20 protein-coding genes are annotated in these 21,969 nt (G+C 66.4%); 9 read left to right on the forward strand and 11 right to left on the reverse strand.

Annotation, left to right across the window (positions count from 1 at the left end):
- Positions 1-15 precede the first annotated feature (15 nt).
- The 3 genes from RT97_RS13720 (at position 16) to RT97_RS13730 (ending at position 3,903) form a co-directional block, all read left to right on the forward strand.
- Positions 16-1,410, forward strand: a complete 1,395-nt coding sequence (locus RT97_RS13720; RefSeq protein WP_042579317.1) for an ethanolamine ammonia-lyase subunit EutB — start codon at positions 16-18, stop codon at positions 1,408-1,410.
- Positions 1,407-2,192: an ethanolamine ammonia-lyase subunit EutC gene (eutC, locus tag RT97_RS13725; protein WP_042579318.1), complete on the forward strand. Its 786-nt coding sequence runs from the start codon at positions 1,407-1,409 to the stop codon at positions 2,190-2,192. The genes RT97_RS13720 and eutC overlap by 4 nt, the downstream gene beginning before the upstream one ends.
- A 280-nt stretch (positions 2,193-2,472) precedes the next feature.
- Positions 2,473-3,903, forward strand: a complete 1,431-nt coding sequence (locus tag RT97_RS13730; RefSeq protein WP_052810650.1) for a carotenoid oxygenase family protein — start codon at positions 2,473-2,475, stop codon at positions 3,901-3,903.
- Between the two features lie 89 nt (positions 3,904-3,992).
- On the opposite strand, the gene RT97_RS13735 is transcribed toward RT97_RS13730, so the two are convergent.
- Positions 3,993-4,643, reverse strand: coding sequence for a hydrolase (locus RT97_RS13735; protein ID WP_042579319.1), 651 nt, complete (start codon positions 4,641-4,643; stop codon positions 3,993-3,995).
- Positions 4,644-4,792: 149 nt separating this feature from the next.
- Between RT97_RS13735 and RT97_RS13740 the strand changes: the two genes are divergently transcribed.
- On the forward strand, positions 4,793-5,716 hold the full coding sequence (locus RT97_RS13740) for a LysR family transcriptional regulator (protein ID WP_042579320.1): 924 nt from the start codon (positions 4,793-4,795) through the stop codon (positions 5,714-5,716).
- An 86-nt stretch (positions 5,717-5,802) separates the two neighbouring features.
- On the opposite strand, the gene RT97_RS13745 is transcribed toward RT97_RS13740, so the two are convergent.
- Together RT97_RS13745 and RT97_RS13750 are read right to left on the reverse strand one after the other, a co-directional pair.
- Positions 5,803-6,696, reverse strand: a complete 894-nt coding sequence (locus RT97_RS13745) for a pirin family protein (protein WP_042579321.1) — start codon at positions 6,694-6,696, stop codon at positions 5,803-5,805.
- Positions 6,697-6,803: 107 nt separating this feature from the next.
- The gene (locus RT97_RS13750) at positions 6,804-8,762 is read right to left on the reverse strand and encodes an amidohydrolase (protein ID WP_253278231.1); all 1,959 of its coding nucleotides are present in this window, start codon (positions 8,760-8,762) and stop codon (positions 6,804-6,806) included.
- Between the two features lie 361 nt (positions 8,763-9,123).
- Here RT97_RS13750 and RT97_RS13755 point away from each other — a divergent pair, with 361 nt between their 5' ends.
- Entirely contained in the window at positions 9,124-10,275 is a 1,152-nt protein-coding gene (locus tag RT97_RS13755; protein ID WP_042579322.1) for an ABC transporter substrate-binding protein, read from the forward strand.
- 53 nt (positions 10,276-10,328) lie between these two features.
- Here RT97_RS13755 and RT97_RS13760 read toward each other — a convergent pair whose 3' ends face one another.
- Positions 10,329-10,844 carry a DUF3237 domain-containing protein gene (locus RT97_RS13760; protein WP_042579323.1) on the reverse strand — a complete coding sequence of 172 codons (516 nt, stop codon included), beginning with the start codon at positions 10,842-10,844 and terminating at the stop codon, positions 10,329-10,331.
- 10 nt (positions 10,845-10,854) lie between these two features.
- The gene (locus RT97_RS13765; RefSeq protein WP_042579324.1) at positions 10,855-11,253 is read right to left on the reverse strand and encodes a nuclear transport factor 2 family protein; all 399 of its coding nucleotides are present in this window, start codon (positions 11,251-11,253) and stop codon (positions 10,855-10,857) included.
- A 137-nt stretch (positions 11,254-11,390) separates the two neighbouring features.
- On the opposite strand from RT97_RS13765, the gene RT97_RS13770 reads away from it, so the two are divergent.
- Positions 11,391-11,903, forward strand: a complete 513-nt coding sequence (locus tag RT97_RS13770) for a winged helix-turn-helix transcriptional regulator (RefSeq protein ID WP_042579325.1) — start codon at positions 11,391-11,393, stop codon at positions 11,901-11,903.
- A 163-nt stretch (positions 11,904-12,066) separates the two neighbouring features.
- Here the strand turns inward: RT97_RS13770 and RT97_RS13775 are convergent, their stop codons facing one another.
- Positions 12,067-12,972 (reverse strand): LysR family transcriptional regulator, encoded by a 906-nt coding sequence (locus RT97_RS13775; protein ID WP_042579326.1) that lies wholly within the window; start codon positions 12,970-12,972, stop codon positions 12,067-12,069.
- Between the two features lie 92 nt (positions 12,973-13,064).
- On the opposite strand from RT97_RS13775, the gene RT97_RS13780 reads away from it, so the two are divergent.
- Complete coding sequence (locus RT97_RS13780; protein ID WP_042579327.1) at positions 13,065-13,844, forward strand: NAD(P)H-dependent oxidoreductase; 780 nt, start codon at positions 13,065-13,067, stop codon at positions 13,842-13,844.
- Here the strand turns inward: RT97_RS13780 and RT97_RS13785 are convergent, their stop codons facing one another.
- The 4 genes from RT97_RS13785 to RT97_RS13800 all read right to left on the reverse strand — a co-directional run bounded on the left by RT97_RS13785 (position 13,845) and on the right by RT97_RS13800 (position 18,861).
- Positions 13,845-15,941 (reverse strand): alpha/beta hydrolase domain-containing protein, encoded by a 2,097-nt coding sequence (locus tag RT97_RS13785; protein WP_042579328.1) that lies wholly within the window; start codon positions 15,939-15,941, stop codon positions 13,845-13,847.
- A gap of 157 nt (positions 15,942-16,098) precedes the next feature.
- Positions 16,099-17,064, reverse strand: a complete 966-nt coding sequence (locus RT97_RS13790) for a Bug family tripartite tricarboxylate transporter substrate binding protein (protein WP_042579329.1) — start codon at positions 17,062-17,064, stop codon at positions 16,099-16,101.
- A gap of 46 nt (positions 17,065-17,110) precedes the next feature.
- Positions 17,111-17,473: an AtuA-related protein gene (locus RT97_RS13795; RefSeq protein ID WP_042579330.1), complete on the reverse strand. Its 363-nt coding sequence runs from the start codon at positions 17,471-17,473 to the stop codon at positions 17,111-17,113.
- Positions 17,470-18,861, reverse strand: coding sequence for an acyclic terpene utilization AtuA family protein (locus RT97_RS13800; RefSeq protein WP_042579331.1), 1,392 nt, complete (start codon positions 18,859-18,861; stop codon positions 17,470-17,472). Before RT97_RS13800 ends, RT97_RS13795 begins: the two co-directional genes overlap by 4 nt.
- A gap of 89 nt (positions 18,862-18,950) precedes the next feature.
- Between RT97_RS13800 and RT97_RS13805 the strand changes: the two genes are divergently transcribed.
- A complete protein-coding gene (locus RT97_RS13805) occupies positions 18,951-19,862 on the forward strand; it encodes a LysR family transcriptional regulator (protein ID WP_042579332.1) in 912 nt (303 codons plus the stop codon).
- Between the two features lie 86 nt (positions 19,863-19,948).
- On the opposite strand, the gene RT97_RS13810 is transcribed toward RT97_RS13805, so the two are convergent.
- Complete coding sequence (locus RT97_RS13810; RefSeq protein ID WP_042579333.1) at positions 19,949-20,614, reverse strand: FABP family protein; 666 nt, start codon at positions 20,612-20,614, stop codon at positions 19,949-19,951.
- 253 nt (positions 20,615-20,867) lie between these two features.
- Between RT97_RS13810 and RT97_RS13815 the strand changes: the two genes are divergently transcribed.
- Positions 20,868-21,935 (forward strand): LacI family DNA-binding transcriptional regulator, encoded by a 1,068-nt coding sequence (locus RT97_RS13815; protein ID WP_042579334.1) that lies wholly within the window; start codon positions 20,868-20,870, stop codon positions 21,933-21,935.
- Positions 21,936-21,969 lie beyond the last annotated feature (34 nt).

Below are 21,969 nucleotides of genomic sequence, written 5' to 3' on the forward strand. Positions count from 1 at the left end.
CCACGCTGAAAGACGATGCGCTACCGCACCACCATCGCAGAACAGGTCTTCGCCTTCGACGACCTCAAGCAAGTCATGGCCTTCGCCAGCCCCGCGCGCTCCGGCGACTACCTCGCGGGCGTCGGCGCCGCCACGGCGCAGCAGCGCATGGCCGCGCGCCATGTGCTGGCCGACACGCCGCTCAAGCAGTTCCTCAACGAAGCGCTCATACCCTACGAGAGCGACAACATCACGCGGCTCATCATCGACGGGCATGACGCAGAGGCCTTCGCGCCGGTGTCGCACCTCACGGTCGGCGACTTCCGCAACTGGCTGCTGTCGGACGAAGCCACGACCGCCACGCTCACTGCGCTCGCGCCCGGCCTCACACCCGAGATGGTCGCGGCTGTGTCCAAGCTCATGCGCAACCAGGACCTCGTCTCGGTCGCGAAGAAGTGCAGCGTGGTCACCCGCTTTCGCAACACCATCGGCCTGCCGGGCCATCTGTCGGTGCGGCTTCAACCCAACCACCCGACCGACGACCTGCGCGGCGTGGCCGCGTCCACGCTGGATGGCCTGCTCTACGGCGCGGGCGATGCGGTGATCGGCCTGAACCCCGCCTCCGACAGCATGCCGGTGCTGGGCCAACTGCTGCACATGCTCGACGAGGTGATCCAGCGCTTCGGGATTCCCACGCAGAGCTGCGTGCTCACGCACGTGACCAACACGCTCAAGCTCGCGGAAGCCGGCGCGCCGGTGGACCTGGTCTTCCAGTCGATCGCGGGCACCGAGAAGGCGAACCTCTCGTTCGGCGTCACGCCTGAGCTGCTCGACGAGGCCCATGCCGCCGCGCTCGCATTGAAGCGCGGCACCGTCGGCGACAACGTCATGTACTTCGAGACGGGCCAGGGCAGCGCGCTCTCGGCCAATGCCAACTTCGGCGTCGACCAGCAGACCTGCGAGGTGCGCGCCTATGCGCTGGCGCGGCGCTACAAGCCGCTGCTCATCAACACGGTGGTCGGCTTCATCGGGCCGGAGTACCTCTACGACGGCAAGCAGATCATCCGCGCGGGCCTGGAAGACCACTTCAGCGGCAAGCTGCTCGGCCTGCCCATAGGCTGCGACATCTGCTACACGAACCACGCCGAAGCCGACCAGGACGACATGGACACCCTGCTCGTGCTGCTGGGCACCGCAGGCATCAACTTCATCATGGGCATCCCGGGTGCGGACGACGTCATGCTCAACTACCAGAGCACCTCGTTCCACGACGCCCTGTTCCTGCGCCAGACGCTGGGCCTGAAGCGCGCGCCCGAATTCGAGGCGTGGCTGCAGCGCATGCAGATCACCGATGCCGCGGGGCAGCTTGCGCCCCCCTCTTCCAACCGCCTGCTGGCCGACATGGGCGGGCTCAAGGCTCTCGGATCATGAGCGACGCCGTCACACCCAATCCCTGGTCGCAATGGCGCTCGGCCACACCGGCGCGCCTGGCACTCGGCCGTGCCGGTGCCGGCATGCCCACCGACGAGACGCTGCGCTTCGGCTGGGCGCATGCGATGGCGCGCGATGCGATCCATTCGGCGCTCGATGTCGATGCGCTCGAAAGCACGCTGACCTCGCAGCACTGGGAAGTCGCCCGCGCCCGCAGCCGCGCCGCAGACCGCACCACCTACCTGCGCCGCCCCGACCTGGGCCGCCAGCTCGACGACAAGGACGACGGGCGCCTGCGCGGCATCGGGCGCTACGGCTGCGATGTCTGCGTGGTCATCGGCGACGGACTCTCCTCGCTTGCCGTCGCACGTCACGCCGCACCGCTGCTCGCCGCCCTGCGCTCGCAGTTGCCGGCGGACACGCGCTTCTCGCCCGTGGTCATCGCCACGCAGGCGCGCGTGGCGCTCGCCGACGAGGTGGGCGAGCTGTTCGGCGCGATGCTCTCGGTGATGCTGATCGGCGAGCGCCCGGGCCTGAGCTCGCCGGACAGCCTGGGCATCTACCTGACCCACTCGCCCAAGCGCGGGCTGAACGATGCGGCGCGCAACTGCATCTCCAACGTGCGCCCAGAGGGCCTGCCGTATGAAGCCGCGGCGTTCAAGCTGGCGTGGCTGATGCGCGAATCCCTCAAGCGCGGGCTGACCGGCGTGGGGCTCAAGGACGAGAGCGATCTTGCGGTGCTGGCGCAGCGCGATGTGCGCAGGACGGGGCTACCTGGATAGGCGCTCTCGCCACATCTGAAATACGCAATAAAGTGACTCTTAAGCCGCTTAACGGTCATTTTATTGACGTCGGAAAGCAGCCATCGCCCCTCGGCTCTGCCCTCGCAAGCGAGGATCAGTTTGGCATCTGCTGGCGGCGATTCGGTGCCCGTGCGCCGCGTCGCACCTTCATCGCGCAACAAGCCGAACGCATCGGCGCCTGACGGCGCAGAATCGAAACCGTGTCGGGCAGCAAAGAACGGACACTCCACACTGAGCCAACAAGAAGTGAGGCGGAACAATGAGCTGGCAAGACGGTGACATCAGGAAGGCGTTTCAGGCCCGGCGGCACAAGCCCTGGACGGTGGGCTATGAAACACCCGTCAGCGCCGACATGCAGACCGGACCGCTCGAGGTCACCGGCAAGTTGCCGAAGGACCTGCATGGCGTGCTGTACCGAAACGGCCCCGCCATGCACGACCGCGGCGCGGGCCGCTATGCCCACAAATGGGACGGCGACGGCATGATCCAGGCCTTTCGCTTTGCGGATGGCACCGTGACCCACACCGGCCGCTTCGTGCGCACGAAGAAGTTCCAGGCCGAGGAAGCTGCCGGCGAATACCTGCTCAGCGCATTCGGTTCGGCAGTGCCCGGAAAAACCGAGCTCAATACCGACATCGACGAGATGAACTCCGCCAACCTGAGCGCGGTCTATCACGCGGGCCGGCTGCTGGCGCTGTGGGAACCCGGGTCGCCCCACGAGCTGGACCCCGAGACGCTCGAGACGAAGGGCATCTATCGCGCGGACAGCGCCGAACTGCTCAGGCCTTTTTCGGCGCACCCGAAGGTCGGCACCAATGGCGATGGCGACCTGTGGAATTTTGGATCGGACCCCATCGCATCGGAGTTGAGCGTCTACAAGCTGTCGGCCACGGGAGCGGTGGAGGTATGCCGCCGGTTCGCGGTGAAGGACTTGCCGCCGATGCACGACTTTGCGGTCACCCAGAACCATCTGATCTTTCTGCTTCCTCCCGCATTGTTCGACAGGGAAAAGCTGATCGCCGGAAAGGCGTTCGGGCTCTCGGTGAACTGGGCGCCGGAACTCGGCACCCGCGTGCTGGTGATCGACAAGCGAAGCTGGAGCCAGACCTGGTACCAGCTTCCGCCATGGATCATTCACCACGTGGGCAACGCCTGGGAAGACGCCGACGAGGTGATTCGCTTCGACGTCTTTGCCAACGCGGAGCCGCAGGCGATGGCCACTGGCTGGAACGTCATGCGCGGGAAGTACGTGCATGTGCAGGGGCCGGTGATGACGCTGGTCGAGCTGCGCGCGGGCAAGTTGCCGCAGGTCACCCGATTCGATGCGTTGGAAGGCGAATATCCGGTCATCGACCCCGCGCTTTCCGGGCGCGACTACGAGCAGGTGCTTTGCGTGGCTCGCAACCGCACGCGATCGAGCGGAATGCCCGACTGGGGAGACCTGGCAAGCTTCAACGTGAAGCAAGGAACCATCCAGTCCTACGGTTTCGGCGACGACTGGATTGCCGAGGAGCATGTGTACGCGGGCAGGAATTCGCAATGGGCCGTCGGCACTGCGCTGGATACCGTGGCCAGGCAGACGGTGCTCTCCGTGTTCAATGTGCATCACGTCGGTGATGGGCCGGTTGCGCAAGTCCGGCTTCCTTATGCCCTTCCGCTGGGCGTGCACGGAACGTTCAGGGCGCTTTAGTCCGTTGATCAGCTCTGAGCCGGCGGATGCGCCAATACAGGAGCGTTAAAGGCCGCTCGAAGAAATGGCCTCGAGCGGCCTCTCACGCATCACGCCTTGGCGGGCACCGGGGTGTTGAGCAGTTGCTGCTCCCACAGGAACGCGATGCCGCTGCCGCCAGCGTGTTGCACGACCACCTTCGTTATCTCGGCAGCGCTGTCGGCCCGGGCCCAGTCGCGCTGCCATTCGGAAGCCACCGCGAGCCAGGTCATGACGTTCGCGCCGGCCGCGACCATCCGCTGGATGGCCACCTGATGCGACTCCACGGAAACGCCGCCGGACGCATCGGTGACGACGGTCACGTCCCAGCCCTCGCCGAGCGCCTGAATCGTCGGCATCGCAACGCACACCTCGGTCCACAGGCCGGCGATGATCAGCTGCTTGCGGCCTGTCGCCTTCACCGCGTCCACTGTCTTCTTGTCCTGCCAGGTGTTGATGAAGGTCCGGTCGATGACCTCCTGGCCGGGGAACACGTCGGTTATCTGGGGAAAGAGGAGCCCTCCCCGTTCGGCGATCACGCTGGTCAGGATGGTCGGAACGCCGAAGGCCTTGGCGGCCTTTGCCAGTCCCACCACGTTGTTGATGACCATCTGCGGTTCGTGGCTGTTCAGATTCGCGAGCTGGTAAGGCTGATGGTCGATCAAGACCAGTACCGAATCTTCGGGCCGGAGTAGTGAGGAAAGACCGTTGCGTAAAGTCATTGCTGATTCCTGTATTGCCGCTCTCGCGGGATGGTTGCTTGCGAAGATTCGCCTCTGGCGCTGGCGCCTCGCAGGAGTATTCCGATCGCGCGCGTTACCCGGTAGTACCATCCTCGGGCGAGCTCTGTCGCACTACGAGGAACACCTGTTTGGACATCGAAGACCTGCGCACTTTTGTGGAAGTCGCTCATGCGGGAGGTGTCTCGGCTGCTGCCGTCCGGCTGGGCATTTCCAAGTCGATGGTGAGCCGACGCCTGCTGCGGCTCGAAACGGAACTGGGTGTCCAGCTCCTTGCGCGATCCACGCGCGGCGCCGCACTGACTGAAGCGGGCACCACGTACCGTGACTTCGCAGCCAGGGCGTGCGCCGAGCTCGACGTGGGCAGCGAAACGATCCTGCCCGATGGGGACCTTCGCGGCCGCCTGAGAATCGCCGCGCCGCTGACGTTCGGCCCGACGCACTTCGCTCCCATGCTCGCTGAGTTGGCGCGGCGCCATCCTCAGCTTCAGGTCCAGACCTGCTACAGCGATCGCTTTGTCGATCTCATTGCGGAGGGATTCGACTGTGCGATACGGGTTGGCTATCTGGAGGACTCCAACCTGATTGCCAGACGTGTCGGTGCGATCAACGGAAAGCTCGTTGCGAGCCCCGGCTATGTCGCCGTGCATGGCGCGCCAGAGACACCGGATGAACTGGGTGCCCACGAAGCCTTGATGCAGGGCACCGAAGCCTGGCAACTGACCGATGGCGGCCGGGTCATCACTGTGCGACCGCAAGGGCGGTTCAAGGCCGACAACGGCACGGCGTTGGTCGCCGCCGCAGTCGCGGGGCTCGGCATCGCGTACGTGCCCGACTGGCTCACCAAGGACTACATCGCCGCGGGCGCACTCGTGCCGGTCATGGAACGCCATCCACCGCCGCCCGCTGGCGCTTATGTCATCCGGCCGCCGGGACAGCATCCTGCCAAGAAGATCCGCGTCCTGATCGAACTCCTGGTCGAGTATTGCGATCAGTCGCCGGCTGCCAACGAGTTGGCCTTGCCTCAAGGACTGATCGGCGATCTCGCCCGGTGAACACCAGCCGGAGTTGACGACGAAACAGGTGGGCTCCCAACCTTGTTCAAGATGAGCCCCGGCAATCCGGGGCTCACCGTGCCAGGTCAGCGAAACACCGGCACGTTCCCGGTGCTGGTGCGTCGGTTTCCTGCGGCGACCAGGCGCTGGCGAAGCTCTTCGATGCGACGCTCACCGGTCTCCAGCGCCTGTGCGGAGGTATGGACCGAGTAGTTGCCCAGATGCAGTTCATGCGGATGCGGAACAGCCGATGCCAGCACGAATACCGCATCGCCATCCGGTCCCGCCTGCACGGTGATCGCATCTTCCGAGTCTTCGAAGATCACCATGTCGCCGGCGTGCACGGACGTCTCGGTTTGCAGGGTTCCCTTTGCCACCGCCAGCCAGCCGACCGTGTGGCCGGTCGGCGGCTGGTAGGTCCATGACTCGCCGGCCTGCAAGGTCGCTAGCAGGTAGTTCATGCCTGCGGGCGCAGGCGTCGGGCTGCGCACACCCGCGTGCTCTCCCAGAATGACCCGGGCAGGCCCCGCGGATGGCACGTCTTTCGACTCGATGTAGCGGCTTTCGGGCTCGCCGTTCTCCAGTTCAGGAGGCAGTGCGACCCACAGCTGGAAACCCTGCACGAACGACTCGCTCTGCGGCGTGAGCTCCTTGCCATGCCACACGCCGCTGCCTGCACGCAGCCATTCGACACCCCCGTACGCCAGCGTCCCGGTGCCCGCGGCCGGGTCGTCGAACTTCATCTGGCCTTCGGTCAGCACGGTCACCGTCGCGATGCCCGAGTGCGGATGGATCGACATGCCGGCGCCGGCGCGCATCGCATCGAGCAGCGGCTTTTCCATGTTGAAGATGTCCAGGAAGACGAATGGCTTCAGGCTCTCGCCGAGGTCGGACGGGCTCATCAGGCGCGTGATCCCGCCATGGCCTTGTCCACGGGTGCGATAGACGATGCTTCTGTTCCGGGTATCGATGGCTTGCATGGTTCACTCCTTGTATTGGTCGATCGTAGGTTCGCTGCCTCCGGTCCGCTAGCGCCACAAGGAGGGAAGCAGAGTTGCAGGACAAGGAACACCGTTGGAGGCTGACCTCATCGGGGCTGGAAGTAGCCACCGTAGTGCTTGATCGGTGACCAGGTGGGCAGGATCTCGGGCAATGAGGGCGAGAGCGAGCGATAGTCCTGCGCGCCGTAGACCACCCGGCCATCCATGACGGTCAACATCGAGGAGATGGACCTGATCTCGGATTCCGGAACCGCGAAATAGTCCCTGTCCAGCAACACGAAGTCGGCAAGGTGGCCCGGCGCGATCATGCCCAGCTCCGATTCGGCATTCATGAACCACGCTGCGTTGCGAGTGAAGAGCTTCAGCGCCTCGGCGCGTGAAAGACGGTTGTCCTTGGCGAGCACTTCGGTTCCGGCGACCGACTTGCCCGACACCATCCAGCTGATGCCGACCCACGGGTTGAACGAGGCCGCGCGGAAGGCGTCGGTGGTCATGGCCAGGGGGATACCGCTGTCGACGAGCTGGCGCAGGCGCGGTGTCAGCAATGCCTTGTCGCGGCCGTGGGTCCTGACGAAGGCGTCGCCGTGCAGCGCCATCTTGGTGTCAAGTGCGATGCCGCCGCCCAGCGCCTTGACCCGGGCGATGTTCGCGGGACTGATGGTCTCGGCGTGTTCGATGCTCCAGCGCAGGCCATCGAGCGGCATCTTCTGATTGAGCTTCTCGAGCGCATCGAGGAAAGGCGTGATGTTCTCGTCGTAGCTGATGTGCTCGCGGAAAGGAATTCGCCGCGCAACCAGCTTGGCGACATCCCGCTCCACGAGTTCGCGCATCTTTTCCGGCGGGACGATGACCGCCGGACGATCGAAGTTCTCGTGATCGTGGACATCCACCGAAAGCAACTCGCCGGCGCCCCGGTAGACATGGCCGTGTGCCAATTGCGGGTGCAGGTTGTGCCCGGGGCTGATCGGCGCAGTCCGCGTGATTGCTTCGAGCTGCGCATCCACCACGCCGCTTTCTGCGAACTGGATGTCCACGAACGGCATGCGGATGTTGAGGCGGTTGTCCCGGGCCAGTGCGTTCACGGTGGGCAGTGCCTTGGGATACCCGCGAAAGCCCGTGCCGGCATCGACGATGGACGTGACCCCGAAGCGGTTCACGCTGTGGATCGTCTGCACCAGCGAGCTCACCTCTTCGTCGAAGGAAAGCTGGGGAACCATGGTCTCCAGCGCGATGAACAGGAAGGTGTAGCCATGAACGAGGCCGGTGTACCTGCCCTGCTCGTCCTTCTCCAACTCGGTGCCCGGCACCTTGGGAAACTTGTCGGTTCCCACGCCCAGGGCATCCATCGCCTTCTGGTTCATGAATGCGCGGTTGTAGGCGTACTGCACGATAAGCGGGCGATGTGGGACGGCCTGGCGCAGTTCGTCCAGGGTGGGGAAGCGCTTCTCTTCGAACTGGTAAGGAGACCAGCCCCCGATCACCTTGACCCAGTGGCCCTCCGGTGTTCGTCCGGCCTGCTCGCTCAGCATTGCCAGCGCCCGACGCAGCGTCGGCACGCCTTCCCACCGCAAGGTGTAGTTGTAGCCGCCCTCGTTGAGCACATGGGTGTGCGCATCGATGATGCCCGGTATGAGCCGCCGGCCGCGGGAGTCGATCACCCGGGTGTCGGCCTTCTTCAAGGCCAGCACTTCTGCATCCGTGCCCACCGAGTAGATGCGCCCGCTTTTGACCGCCAGCGCGGATGCCTCGGGCTGTGCAAGATTGCCGGTGAAGATCCTGGCGTTGTGCACGATGAGGTCCGCGCCCGGTGCCTCCGGCCTGGCTTGCGCATGCGCGTTGGCCAAGCCGTTCGCCACCATGAATCCGATCAGGAATATCAACTTCACTGCCACTCTCCGTTCGATAGATTTGTAGAACACCACTTGTGTCGGTCTTGCGCAGCGCGCCGAACTCCGCAGCAGCGTGTGCCGAATGCGCAGGGCGCAGCCCTCTCGATCCGGCGCAGTCACCGATCGTTTTTGCGGGTGGCTGAGCAGGCTGGCCACGACGAGGGCGGCTCTCACGAGACCGCTCGCCACCGAGATCGCCGTTGGGCCCCTCCCAAGCCATCTCTTTGTTGGTTCGATTGACGGCGCCGTTGGACTCTATGTGGCTTGTGGGTTGCGGAGTAGTACGAGGTTCTGCGAAGCTGTGTCGCCGTTCCCGGAACGCCGTTGTCGTCCGCGCGGAGGCTGCGTTCAGCAGTTCCGGATGAGCCCCTCTAAAGCTATCCTCCACACCGATGTCGACGTCTGCCCTTCGTTTTGCATTGGAATGCGGCGCCCGTGCCGCCTCAGATGCCGGGGCACGTAAATCCTCGAAAAGCGCCAACGGTCGTTGGCGCAACCAACGCAAGGAAGTGAGCCTGTGACAACCCTTCTTGATATCGAGCCCGCAGATTCGTCTGCAGTCCGGATAGGTGCGCTGGTGCCCCTGACACGGCCCGGTTGGGTTGAAGCCGGCCAGCACCTGCTGGCCGGGCTCGAGCTGGCGGTCGCCGATGTCAATGACGCCGGCGGCATCGATGGCAGGCGTCTCGAATTGATCGTTCGCGACACTGCGGCCGATCCCCAGAAGGCTTCCGGCGCCGTGGACGAGCTGGCTGCCCTGGGCGTGGTGGCCTTGGCAGGGGAATACCACAGCGTGGTTGCCCGAACTGCGGCTGCCCGCGCCGAAGCGATCGGCCTTCCGTTTCTCTGTTCTTCCGCAGTACTTGATGCGCTGACCGAACAGCCCAGCCGATGGGTTGCGCGCCTTGCCCCTCCGCAATCCCGCGGCTGGCGGATCTACGCGGACCATCTGCTCGAAGCGGGTCACCAGCGGATTGCCGTTGCGAGCCAGCCGAGCGTCTACTGGGCAGCGGGCATCGGCATCCTGCACGATCACTTGAGCCAGCGAGGTGCCACCCTCGTGGAATTGGGAAGTCTGGAGCCCCTGAGCGCCTGCAACGAACTCGCTGGCAGCGAGGCCACTGCCCTTCTTCTCTTGGTCGGGTATCCCGAACCGGCCGTGTCGCTCGTCCAGGCGGTCCGACAGGACGCACGACTGGCTGGGCTGTGGATGGGCGCGCCGGCGGGGCAGCCCGAGCTTGCGCAGTGGGCGGAGTTGCTGGGAGACCAAGGCGCTGCCGTACCGTTCTTGCGCTACCTCCCCGAGCGGCTGAGCCCGCTCGGCCAACGGACGGAAGTGGCACTGCAGGAACGCCTTGGCGGACCTCCCTCCTTCGTGGCATTCGAGGGCTACGACACCGTCGCGGTCCTCGCCCGCATGATTCAGACCTGCGGCGAAGATCGGGCGCGAATTGCAGACGCGTGGCCGCTGGTCGTCGTCGAAGGTACCCGCGGAACCATCCGGTTTTCTCGTGTGCCAGGGATCAGCGTCTGGCAATGGGCATCGGCCCCGGTGCAGGTCGCCGACCGCGATCCTGCCGATGCCGGACGCTTCCGGGTCCTCCGATCCGATCCAGGCGCGCAAGGGGATGCTCCGAGCGCCCTCGCGGCACCCCGGCAAGCATCCTGATGCAGCGAGGCGTCAGGCGAAGCATTGCTCGTCGCGTCTTTGCAGGTCACGTATCAAAGGATGCAGTACATCCGATGGTCGATCCGGCCAGGCCCGTATTCGCCGTAGCCGACAGTGACCATTCCGGAGAGCCATGCGTAGCGCTCGTCGGACGTCTCGAACCGGGGCGTGGGACGGATGTATGTTTCATCGAACGACAGACGCTCGCCCTTGGCCAGACGCGCACGGCCATCTGCCGGGTACCTGAGGAGGCCTTGCGAGTCATAGTGAATGAGCACGCCGTCGTGGGTGCGCAATGTCGCGCGAACATCCATGCGGCTGATCCCGTCGGCACCGACGTGGACCCAATCGCCGCCTCCCGGCAGCATCTCGCCGCGGAAGCGCGGACCTTCGAAGCGTCCTCCCGTGACCACGAAGGTCAGGCGGGTCCCGAGGTGGGTCTTGATCACCTGGCCCACTTCGAGGTCGATGCTGAGGTCGCACAGATGTTCGACCGGCAACGCGCCGACCAAGGGCCGCGCGAAGAGCGGCGTCACGGGTGCGGCGACGGAGATCGTCGGGTTCGTCATGCTCTGTTCCTCACTTCGCTTCGAGCGCCGCTTTGACTTGCGCGAAATCGAAGAAGGTGTCCTTTCTTGTGACGAGACCGGCGTCGTCTACTTCCACGACGTCGAGCGCGTGGAACTTTCTGGGCTCCTTGCCGGGCGGTTGGAATGTCAGGTCCCAATCGAGGGTCCAGTGCCTGTCGCCAAGAAGAAGCCGGCGTATCTCGACGCCGAAATTGGGATAGAGCTCGAACACCCCCGCGAACTCCTTGAGCAGCGCAGCCTCGCCCTTGACCTGCCCGCTGCGGCCATGCGCCTGGAAGGTGGAGTCAGGTGCATGGAGCGCGACAATCGCTTGCGGATCGTGAGAGAGCCACGCCGCAGCGTAGCGGTCGGCGACTGCGGCAAGATTCAGCTTTGTAGCTTCAGACATTTCGAAAACCTTTCTGCATAGCTTCCATTCGCGGTGCATCGGCTGATTCCGCGGTTCGCGACCGGTTGCGAGGCCCTGTCGCGAACACGGCGACTATACCTATGATTATCATAGTCACGTGATATTTGAGGAAAACAATGGCTGAAAGTGCGTTGCCGTCGGGGGCACAGGACACCGTCTGCCCTGTGGCGTTGGCCCAAAAGATCGTCGGTGATCGCTGGACCGTTCTGGTCCTGCGCGAGTTGTTTCTCGGGAGCCATCGCTTCGAGGAGATTCAGGCGCAGATACAGGCCACGCCGCAGATGCTGGCGGGTCGGCTCAAGAAGCTTGAGTCGGACGGGATGATCGAACGCCGGCCGTACAGCACAAGGCCGCTGCGGAACGAGTACTACCTCACCGAGATGGGCAACGGGTTCTACCCCGTCTTCCTGGCATTTCGCGCCTGGGGCGAGACTTGGTGCAAGTCCGAAAAGCAGGAGGTGGCCATACGCTACAGGCACGCTCCGTGCGGAAAGGATCCGGGATTGGGTCCGATGTGCAAGGAATGCGGCAAGGAGATGCGACGGGAAGACCTCAGCGCAACGCTGAGCGATTCGTTCAACGCGGAGCGTCAGGAGCGGAAAGAGTCGTTCAAGCGCGGCCCGGCCTGATCGTTGGCTCACTTCGACTGCGCCGCGCCTCGAGACGTCGATGCGCGGTGCCAGGTAGCATGCGGTGATTCATGCGGAACGCAATCGGTCCGATGCCCCGAAATTCCCAGGTGGCCAGGACCGATTCAGCGCAAGCCGAACCGCAGCGTCTGCCCAATCGCGATCACCTCGCCCCGTCACAACTCGCTGCAATCCACTCCCTCACCCACCGATGCGCCGCATCCCGATGCCTCCGCTCATGCCACAGCATCGCCATCTCGTACCCCGGCACCTCCAGCGGAGCCTCCACCACCCGTAACCCCGACGCGCCGCGCGCCAGCCGCTCGGGCAGCATCGCGACCATGTCGGTCTGCGCCAGCACCGACATCATGAAAAGAAAGTGCGGCACCGACAGCGCCACGCGCCGCGTCAGACCCATCTGCGCCAGCGCATCGTCCGTTGGCCCGGCGAAGCCGCCGCCGGCCAGCGACACCACCACATGCTCCATCGCGCAGAACTGCGCGAGCGTCGGCCGGCGCTTGAGCCGCGGATGCTCCGCCCTCCCCGCCAGCACATAGCGCTCGTTGAACAACACCCGCCGATGCAGCCCCTGCGGCGCCCCCACGCTCGTGTGAAAGAAGAGGTCGATCTCCCCGTGCTCCAGCTGCCGCGCCATGCGCGAGGGCACGGCCTCCACCACGGCCAGCCGCGTGTTCGGCGCGGCCTTGCGCAGCCCCGCGAGCGCCGGCAGCAGGATCGCCGACTCGGCATAGTCGGCCGCGGCCACGCGCCAGGTGGTGGTCGCCTCGGCGGGGTCGAAGGGCTTGGTGGGCGCCACCGCGCGGCCCAGCGACTCCAGCGCTTCGCGCAGCGGCTCGCGCAGTTCGTCGGCGCGCGCCGTCGGCCGCATGCCGCGTTGCGCGGGCACCAGCAGCGGATCGGCGAAGGCCTCGCGCAGCTTGGCAAGCTGCACGCTCACCGACGGCTGCGATAGGTTCAGGCGCTCGGCGGCGCGGGTGACGTTGCGCTCGGCGAGCAACACGTCGAGCGTGAGGAGCAGGTTGAGGTCGAGACGGCTGAAATTGTTCATGGCAATGGCTGGAATTCGAACTATTCATTTCCAATATATCGCCACCGCTTCTAACCTGCGCGCATGTCCTTCATTCAACAGGCAATTCAATCGTGAAAGTCCTCCTCGTCCACGCCCACCCCGAAGCCCGTTCGCTCAACGGCTCGCTCAAAAGCTTCATGGTCGATCGCCTCACGCAAGCCGGGCACGAGGTGCGCGTGTCCGATCTCTACGCCATGCAATGGAAGGCGCCGCTCGATGCGGCGGACTTCGCGCATGTCGAGCCCGGGGCGCACTTCGATCCGGTGCTCGATTCGCAGCGCGCCTACGAGGCCGGCACGCAGCCCGCCGACATCGCCGGCGAGCAGGCCAAGCTGCTGTGGGCCGATGCGGTGATCTTTCAGTTTCCGCTCTGGTGGTATTCGATGCCCGCCATCCTCAAGGGCTGGGTCGAGCGGGTGTACGCCTATGGCTTTGCCTACGGCGTGGGCGAGCACTCCGACACGCACTGGGGCGACCGCTTCGGCCAGGGCGTGATGGCGGGCAAGCGCGCGATGCTGGTGGTCACCACCGGCGGCTGGGCGCCGCACTACAGCCCGCGCGGCATCAACGGGCCGATGGACGAGCTGCTCTTTCCCATCCACCACGGCATCCTCTACTACCCGGGCTTCGACGTGCTGCCGCCTTTCGTGGTGCACCGCACGGGGAAGGTCGATGGCGCGGCCTATGCGCGGATCATCGAAGACCTCGGCGATCGGCTCGATGCGCTGTGGACGACGGCGCCCATCGCGTTCCGGCCGCAGAACGCGGGCGACTACGAGATCCCTGCCCTCACGCTGCGGCCCGAGGTTGCGCCGGGCCGCACCGGGTTCGCGGCGCACATTGCAGATTGACTAGGGCAGCACGGGGTTGGCGGCTGCGTTCGCAATCGCCGCGTCGGCATCGACGCGCAGCATGAAGCGCCTGGCCACGAGGTCGTTGGCCGCGCTGGTCACCGCGGCGAGGTAGCCAGCCTGGTCCGTGTAGCGCTCCTGCAGCGAGAGCCTCGGGTCGGCGGTGCCGGCGCGCAACGCGGCCGTCTTCACGAACGGGAAGTACGCGCCGAAGAGACCGGCCTGGTCGACGGTGGCCGGCTTGTTCGTGTAGTTCCAGCCGGTGTTGGTGCCCACGGGCACAGCCACGTCGAGGCTGCGGATGCCGGCGATGTCGTTGCCGTCCGCATCGACCTGCGGCACGAGGATCGCGTAGTCGCGGCCCAGGTACGCGGGCGGTACCTGGGTGGCAATGCCGGTCTCGTCCTGCGGGCGGTAGCCAGGACCCCAGTCGAGCAACGAGAAGGTGTTGACCAGGCCGGTGTAGCTCGCGCCCGGAATGGCCGGGAACTTGACCTGCGCCGGGCGCACGAGCGTGGCGTCGGCGAGCCTGGGCACCTGGCTGTCGGGCGGCGTCGTTCCCTTCACGACCCATTCCTCGAGGTTCTGGTACAGCGCGCGCACGACGGGTATGACGCCCGTGTTTGCGTTGGTCGTGTAGAGCGCGCCCGCGTTGGCGCCCGGCATTGACGCAAGGCCCAGCAGGTGATGCGTGCTCGCGTAGTAGTAGATGCGCGCATTGCCCGGCTGTACGAGGTCGGCGGTGCCCCACGCATCGGTGAGCAGCGGCGAACCCTGCAGCACATAGAACTCCGTGCCGCTGAAACCGATGAAGAGCTTGGGGCAGGTGCCGCTCGCCTCGCAGCGCGAGAGGATGCCGCCGCGGCGCTGGGCCACGTCGTCCACGTAGTCCTTCGAGAGGCCGCGCGTGCCGGCCTGGCCGAAGGCCGTGTGGTCGCTGCGCACACCGCCGCCGCCACCGGGGATCGAGAAGCGCATGTTGATGTTGGTCTGCCGCGCCGCGATCTGCGCGAACACGCCGTCGAACACCTTCTGCCCCGCACGGTCCTCGTTGAAGCCCAGGTGCACGAAGGTCTTCATGAAGTTGCCGCACTGCGAGACACCGGAGGCGATGGTGTTCTTGACGGCCGCGGCCACAGGGTTGGCCGTGCCCGCGGCATCGCTCGCATCGCGATGGAAGAAGGTGATCATGTCGCGCAGCGCGGCGAGGCCGAGGCCCATCACCTTCGGGTCCTTCGCGATGTAGACCAGCTCGTACATGTAGGCCGGGTCCCATTTGTCCTTCAGGCACACGCTGGTTTCGTCGGGCGTGCCGGGGAACGGTGCACCCGCGCCGCATTTGGCGAACTTCCACTCGCTTGCGGGAATGAGCTGGCGCGCATCGCCCTCGTTGATGCGGCGGGTGAGCACGTAGCCGGGCCGAGTGTTGTCCAGGCTGGCGGTCGCGTAGGCCTGCATCGCGGCGTTGAAGGGGCCACCGGGCAGCGGCAGCGAATCGTTCGTCGCCACCGTGGGCAGCAGCTCGGCGCGGTAGGTGCCGGTGATGCTGCTGCCATCGGCGTTCTTCGCGACCGGCACATTGAGCGTGAGCTTGCCGGCGGCCGCGGGCACGTCGCCCTGCCATGCGGCCGTGAGGAACACGTAGCCGCGCGAGGCGAAGTACGGATCGAGGTTCACGATGTTGCCGCGGTTGGGCGCGTCGTAGCGCAGCACGCCGCTGGCCTTGGTCATGTCCTTGGGCTTGAAGAGCACGAAATCCGACGTGTATTCGACCTTGCCGTTGGCATTGAGCGGCGCGAGCGAAAGGTCTTGAATGATCGCGTTGCGCGCGTCCTTCGGGTCGACCTCGCCGGTGAAGGTCCCGCTGATCTTCTCGTAGGCGCCCACGCTGCCGAAGGTGCCGGGCACGTCTTCGGTCTTGGCGATCGCGAGCCTGAACTTCGGCGCGGTGGCGGCCGGTGGTTGGGTCACGGGTGGCGGTGTGCCACCGGTCGGCGGCAGCACGAAACCCCCGCCTCCGCCGCCGCTTCCGCCGCAGGCACTCAGAAAAAGGGCGGCTGAAGCCACCGTGGCAGCCGCAAGGCTCCAGCGTTTCATGGTTTGTCTCCTGTGTTTTTAGGGGTCGATCAAATCAGCACCGTTCGGGCTGAGCTTCTCGAAGCTTTGCGCAGCGCTTCGACAAGCTCAGCGTGAACGGATGTGCTTTTTCAGAAGCAGTTGTCTGTCATGGGACTGGGCGCGCAGGCCGCGCGGGTCACTCGGCTTCGATGCCGGCGGCCTTCACGATGCGGCCCCACTTCTGCGACTCACCGGCCTGGAACTTCGCCAGCTCCTCGGGCGAGGTGGTGAACACCTCGGTGCCGGTCGGTTCGTAGAACGCAGTCTTGGCCGACTCGCTCTTCGCGGCCTTCACGAGCAGTTCGTTCAGGCGCTTGACGACGGCGGGCGGCGTCTTGGCGGGCGCGTAGGCGGCGAACCAGTAGCCCATCTCGTAGCCTTTCACGCCTGCCTCGGCGATGGTTGGCACGTCGGGCGCGAGCGGCGAGCGGCTGGCGCTGGACATGCCCAGCGCGCGCAGCTTGCCGCCCTTGACCTGCGGCAGGCCCGTGGCGGTGTCGGTGATCATCATTTGGATCTGCCCGCCGAGCAGGTCGGTCACGGCCAGCGTGTTGCTCTTGTAGGGCACGTGCAGGAGCTTGATGTCGGCCATCTGCTGCAGCAACTCGCCCGCCATCCGGCTGGACGAACTGCCGCTGCCGAAGCTGTACTTGCCCGGCTCCTTCTTCGCCAGCGCGACGAACTCCGCCACGGTCTTGGCGGGGAACGACGGATTCACCACCATGATCTGCCCGCCCTTGCCGAGCGCGGCGACCGGGGCGAAGTCTTTCACCGGGTCGTAGGGCAACTTCTTGAACAGGTGCTCGTTGGCGGCGTGCGTGGTGTTGGTGGTGATGAGCACCGTGTAGCCATCGGCCGGCGCCTTGGCCACGTTCTGCGAGGCGATGAAGCCGCTCGCGCCTGCCTTGTTGTCGATGATGACGGGCTGCCTGGTCTCGGCCGTGATGCTGTTGCCCAGCGCTCGCGCGATCTGGTCGGTGGCCGTGCCGGCCGCAAAGGGCACGACGAAGGTGATCGACTTCTCGGGAAAGGCCTGCGCGTGGCCCAGCAGAGGGGCCAGCGCGAGTGCCGTGGCTGCGACGGCGAGGGGAAGTCGTTTCATTGTTTTGTCTCCGGATGGATGGGTAAGGAAAAGGAGGACGCCGCCGCTACGGCCCTGCAAGCAGTGGCTCGAGCGCGCGCGGTATCAGGATCGGCATGTCGAGCAGCAGGAACGAGAGCGCCTTTCCGTGCGCATCGAGGTTCAGCGCATCGTTCACGCCGCCATCGAGCACCGCATCGAGCACGAAGTTCATCGCGTGCAATCTCGGCAGCTCGAAGCGCTCCACGTGCGACGGCGCGCGGTGGCGAAACTGCGCGGCCACGCGCGCGGGCGTGAATTGTTCGAGCAGCAGCGGGTAGAACTCGGCGCGCCAGGCGATCACGCTGATGTTGGAGCGGTCGCCCTTGTCGCCGGTGCGGCCGTGGGCCGCGCGGTAGAGGGGGACTTCGATCATGTCGGCCGTGTTCATGCGAGCACCTTTGCGTCGAGCAGTTCGAATCGCACCGGCACCGCCTCGCGCGGCAGCAGGCACGAGAGCGTGTTGAGACGCGGCGTGAGCGCCGTCCGAACGCCGCCGCCGCCCGCGGGGCCGCAGGTGTAGAGCGCCGTCACTTCGCGCGCCAGGCGCTCGGCCTGGGCGCGGTCTTCGTGCGTGGCGGCGACACGCAATCGCACATCGCGCAGGCCGGCGTCAGGCGTGTCTGCGAGTGCGCGGCCTGCGTCGTCGCCGAAGATGCTCAGCACGCCGACCAGGTCGACGCGCAACGCGAGGCCGTCGAGCCGCTTGCGAAGCACGTCGGCCGCGAGCCGGGCGCGGGCTTCGGCGCGCGGGCCGGCATAGGAGATTTCGCCTTCGGCCAGCCAGCCGCCTTCGTGGCAGACGTTCACCTTGTAGTGGCTCGGCCGCGCATGGCCGCGCACGCCCGAAAGCTCCACGCGGTCCTTGCCGGGCAGCGCGCGCACCTCGGCCTCGGCGATGTCGGCGATCACGTCGGGCGTGAGGTAGGCGCTCGGGTCGTGCACTTCGTAGAGCAGTTGCTCTTTCACCGTGGCTTCGCTGACGAGGCCGCCGGTGTGGTCTGCCTTGCCGATGGTGCAGTGGCCATCGGCATCGATCTCGGCAATGGGGAAGCCCACGGCCTCGAGCCCCGGCACGTCCTTGTAGCCGGGGTCGGCGAAATAGCCGCCGCAGACCTGCGCGCCGCATTCGAGCAGATGGCCCGCCATCGTCGCGCGGCCGAGGCGATGCCAGTCGTCGGCGCGCCAGCCGAAGTGCGACAGGGCCGGGCCGACGGTGAGCGACGGGTCTGCGACGCGGCCGCACACCACGATCTGCGCGCCCGCATCCAGCGCGGCGGCGATCGGCTCGGCGCCGATGTATGCGTTGGCGCTGACGATGCGCAGGCCTTCGACCTGCACGCCAAGGGCATCCCTGAGCAGCGCGCGGTGTTCTTCACCGGAGAGGTCATCGCCCTCCACCACCGCGACGCGCGGCGCATCGGCACCGAGCTCGCGCGCCATGCGGGCGATGTGGCGTGCCGCGGCGCGCGGATTGGCCGCGCCGAAGTTGCTCACGATGCGAATGCCGTGCGCCAGGCACCGCGCCAGCACCGGCCGCAGCATCGCATCGAGCAGCGGCTCGTAGCCGGCCTCGGGGTTGTCGCGGCGGCGCAGTTGCGCCAGCGCCAGCGTGCGCTCGGCCAGCGTCTCGAAGATCAGGAAACCGCGCTGCCCCGTGGGTCCATCGGCGAGCCGCGCGATCAGCGTGTCGACCACCGGCCCGGCCGCATCGGTGCGGTCGCCGGAGAAACCAGCTGCGCAGCCGATCAGCAAAGGAGGCAGTGATTGGGCATTCATCGAGGTGCAATGTAGGCAAACGGATGTGATCCGTAAAATCGGAAATTCGGATCGATTGATCTGCTTTTCAAATAACAAGGCCAAGAGACATGAGAAAGATGCCGGACCTCTCCACGCGGCAACTGCGCGCCTTTCTCGCGCTGGCCGAGCACCGCAACTTCACGCGCGCGGCGCAGACCAGCCACCTGTCGCAGCCCGCATTCAGTGCGCTGATCCGCACGCTCGAAGACGCCATCGGCACGCGCCTGTTCGACCGCGACACGCGCAGCGTGCAGCTCACGCCCGAAGGCCGGCTCTTCGAGAGTTCGGCGCGCCGCCTGCTCGACGACATGGGCAGCGCCATGGGCGATCTGGCCGACCATGTGGAGCGCCGAAAGGGTCGCGTGCGCGTCGCGGCCCTGCCCTCGCTCGCGGCGGGGTGGCTGCCCACGGTGTTCGCGGAGTTCATGCAGGCCTGGCCCGGCATCCGCATCGACCTGGACGATGCGCTCTCCGACGCCTGCGTGGCGCTGGTGCGCAGCGGCCAGGCCGACTTCGCGCTCGCGGCTTCAGGTGCGGCGGCCGACAGCGACCTGCGCGCGCGCAAGCTGTGCACCGATCGCTTTCACCTGGTGTGCCGCGCCGACCACCCGCTCGCGCACGAGGCGCGCTTGTCGGTCAAGAAGATCGCGCCGTGGCCCTTCATCCAGATGGCACGCAACAGCAGCGTGCGGCAGGCGCTCGATGCAGCGCTGCATCCGCTTCGGCTGAACGCGGTGTTCGAGGTGGAACACCTGGCCACGGTGATGGGGCTGGTGGAGGCGGGCCTCGGCATCAGCGTGGTGCCGGCGCTCACGCTCTTTCACTTCCGGCGAGAGACGCTGGTGACGCGGCCGCTGCCGCTGCCGGCGCTCACGCGGACGCTGTATCTCGTGCAGCGGCGCGAGGGGAGCCTGTCGGTGGCAGCGCAGACGCTGCATGACCTGGTCGTCGCGCGGCTGGGCGCGCTGAAGTTCGACTGAGGCAGGCTCGCCGCAACGATGTCTGCGGGCCCCACGATGGCCCGCCCCGCTCTACTTCGGCCCCGGCAGGGAGGCCCGGCGACGTCTCACGCGGACGTGGAAGCAGCGACCAACTGGGCCAGCGCGGCGCGCGCGGTCGGGTTGGGCGTGGGCTCGCCGATCTTGTGCAGCGTGTTGCGGTCGGTGTGGCGGAAAGGCTCGGGCTTGCCGAGCACCTCGAGCAGCGTGACCTGTTCGTACGACCAGCTGGCGTTGTCGTGGATGGTGACCGAAACGTCGTAGCGCAGCGTCTTGAACGCATGCTCCAGGAACGGGTTGGAGAGGATGCCGTTGGTCGCCGCGCCGCGCACCGCCTCGAGCTTGAACGACTTCGCATCGGGCGCCGCATGCCCCATGGCCATGACGGCCTGCCCGCGCGGGATCGTCAGCGTCTGGATCACTGTGCCCGTGGCGGCCTCCCAGAGCCAGTAGCCGACCTGGTCGTGAAAGCTCTCCACCTCGTCGGGCTTGACGATGCGCACGTGATAGCGCAGCCCGTAGAGGATCTGCGGCCCGTTGGTCTGCGCGTCGATGGGCTGGAATTCGGCGTGCTCGATGTAGGCCTCGGCCTCGGGACCGTCTTCCTTCGGTGCGACGTCGTGGCCCGCCGCGCTGGTCCAGATGCCTGCGAGGCCGGTGAGCGGGCCGAGGTTGGAGAGCGTGTGCGGATCGGGTTCGGGTTCTGAGTAGATGTCGTGGGGGTAGTCGGCCATTTCTTGTCCTGCGTCTGGGTGTGACGGGCCGAAGTATCGCCAAAAGTCGGCTCCGTCCGCCGTCTGACTTCCTGCTCCCTCCCCCTCTGGGGGAGGGTTGGGGGTGGGGGCACGCGGCGCTACCACCGGGCACGCCCTGCCCGCCCCCGTCCCAGCCTTCCGCGAGAGGGGGAAGGGGCAAAGCGTCACCCCTCGAAATCCCTCCCGGGTTTCCCCCCACATCAAAATGAGGTACGCACCTCAGAATCCGCCCATGCCCTCCACTCCGCAGCGAAACGCCGGACAGATCGGCCGTGCCACGCTCAGCGACGTGGCGCGCGAAGCCGATGTGAGCCTGGCCACCGTGGACCGGGTGCTCAACAAGCGCCCCGGCGTGCACGCCCGCTCAATCGCGCAGGTGCAAGAGGCGGTCAATCGGCTGAACTACCGGCCCGACCCGTCGGCCGCCCGCCTCGCGCGGCCGCACCCGCACCGCGTGAGCTTTCTGCTGCCCGCCGGCACCAACACCTTCGTGGAAATGCTGCGCGAGCAGATCGCCGGCAGCGACGGCTGGATGGAAGACCACCGCGTGACCGCGCAGACGCATGCGGTCGACGTGTTCGAGCCGCAGCGCCTTGCGCGCCGCGTCCTCTCGCTGCGCGGCCAGTGCGACACGGCCGTGGTGATGGCGCTCGACCACCCGCTGGTGCAGGCGGCCATCGACGAACTCGTCGAACACGGCATCGGCGTCATCACGCTGGTGTCGGACGTGCCTAAATCGCGGCGCCAGCATTTCGTGGGCATCGACAACGTGGCAGCGGGCCGCACTGCAGGCACGCTGGTCGGCCGCTTCTCGGGAGGCCCGAAGGGTGCGAAAGGCGAGGTCGGCGTGATCGTCGGCAGCCTCTCGCTGCGCGACCATGCGGAGCGCAGCCTGGGCTTCGGCCAGGTGATGTCCGCCGAGTACCCCGGCCTCAAGGTGCTGCCGCCGATGGAGGGCAAGGACGATCCGGAGCTCACCAAGGAGCTCTCGGCGCGCCTTCTTGCCGCGCACCCGAAGCTCGTGGCGCTCTACAGCGTGGGCGCGGGCAACCGCGGCATTTCGGCCACGCTCAAGGCGAGCGGGCGCGCCGGCAAGATCGTCTTCGTCGGCCACGAACTCACGCCGGCCGCGCGCGCCGACCTGCTCGACGGCACGATGGCCGCGGTCATCAACCAGGACGCGGGCCACGAGATCCGCTCTGCCCTGCGCCTGGCCATCGCGCGCCTCACGCGCGAAGCGGTGCATGCGGACCAGGAGCGCATCCGCATCGATATCTACCTCAAGGACAACCTGCCGTGAATGCGGCGGTGCGGTCCCTCTTTCTTTGAACTTT

This window comes from Variovorax paradoxus (genome assembly GCF_000834655.1).
Lineage (GTDB): Bacteria > Pseudomonadota > Gammaproteobacteria > Burkholderiales > Burkholderiaceae_C > Variovorax > Variovorax paradoxus_F.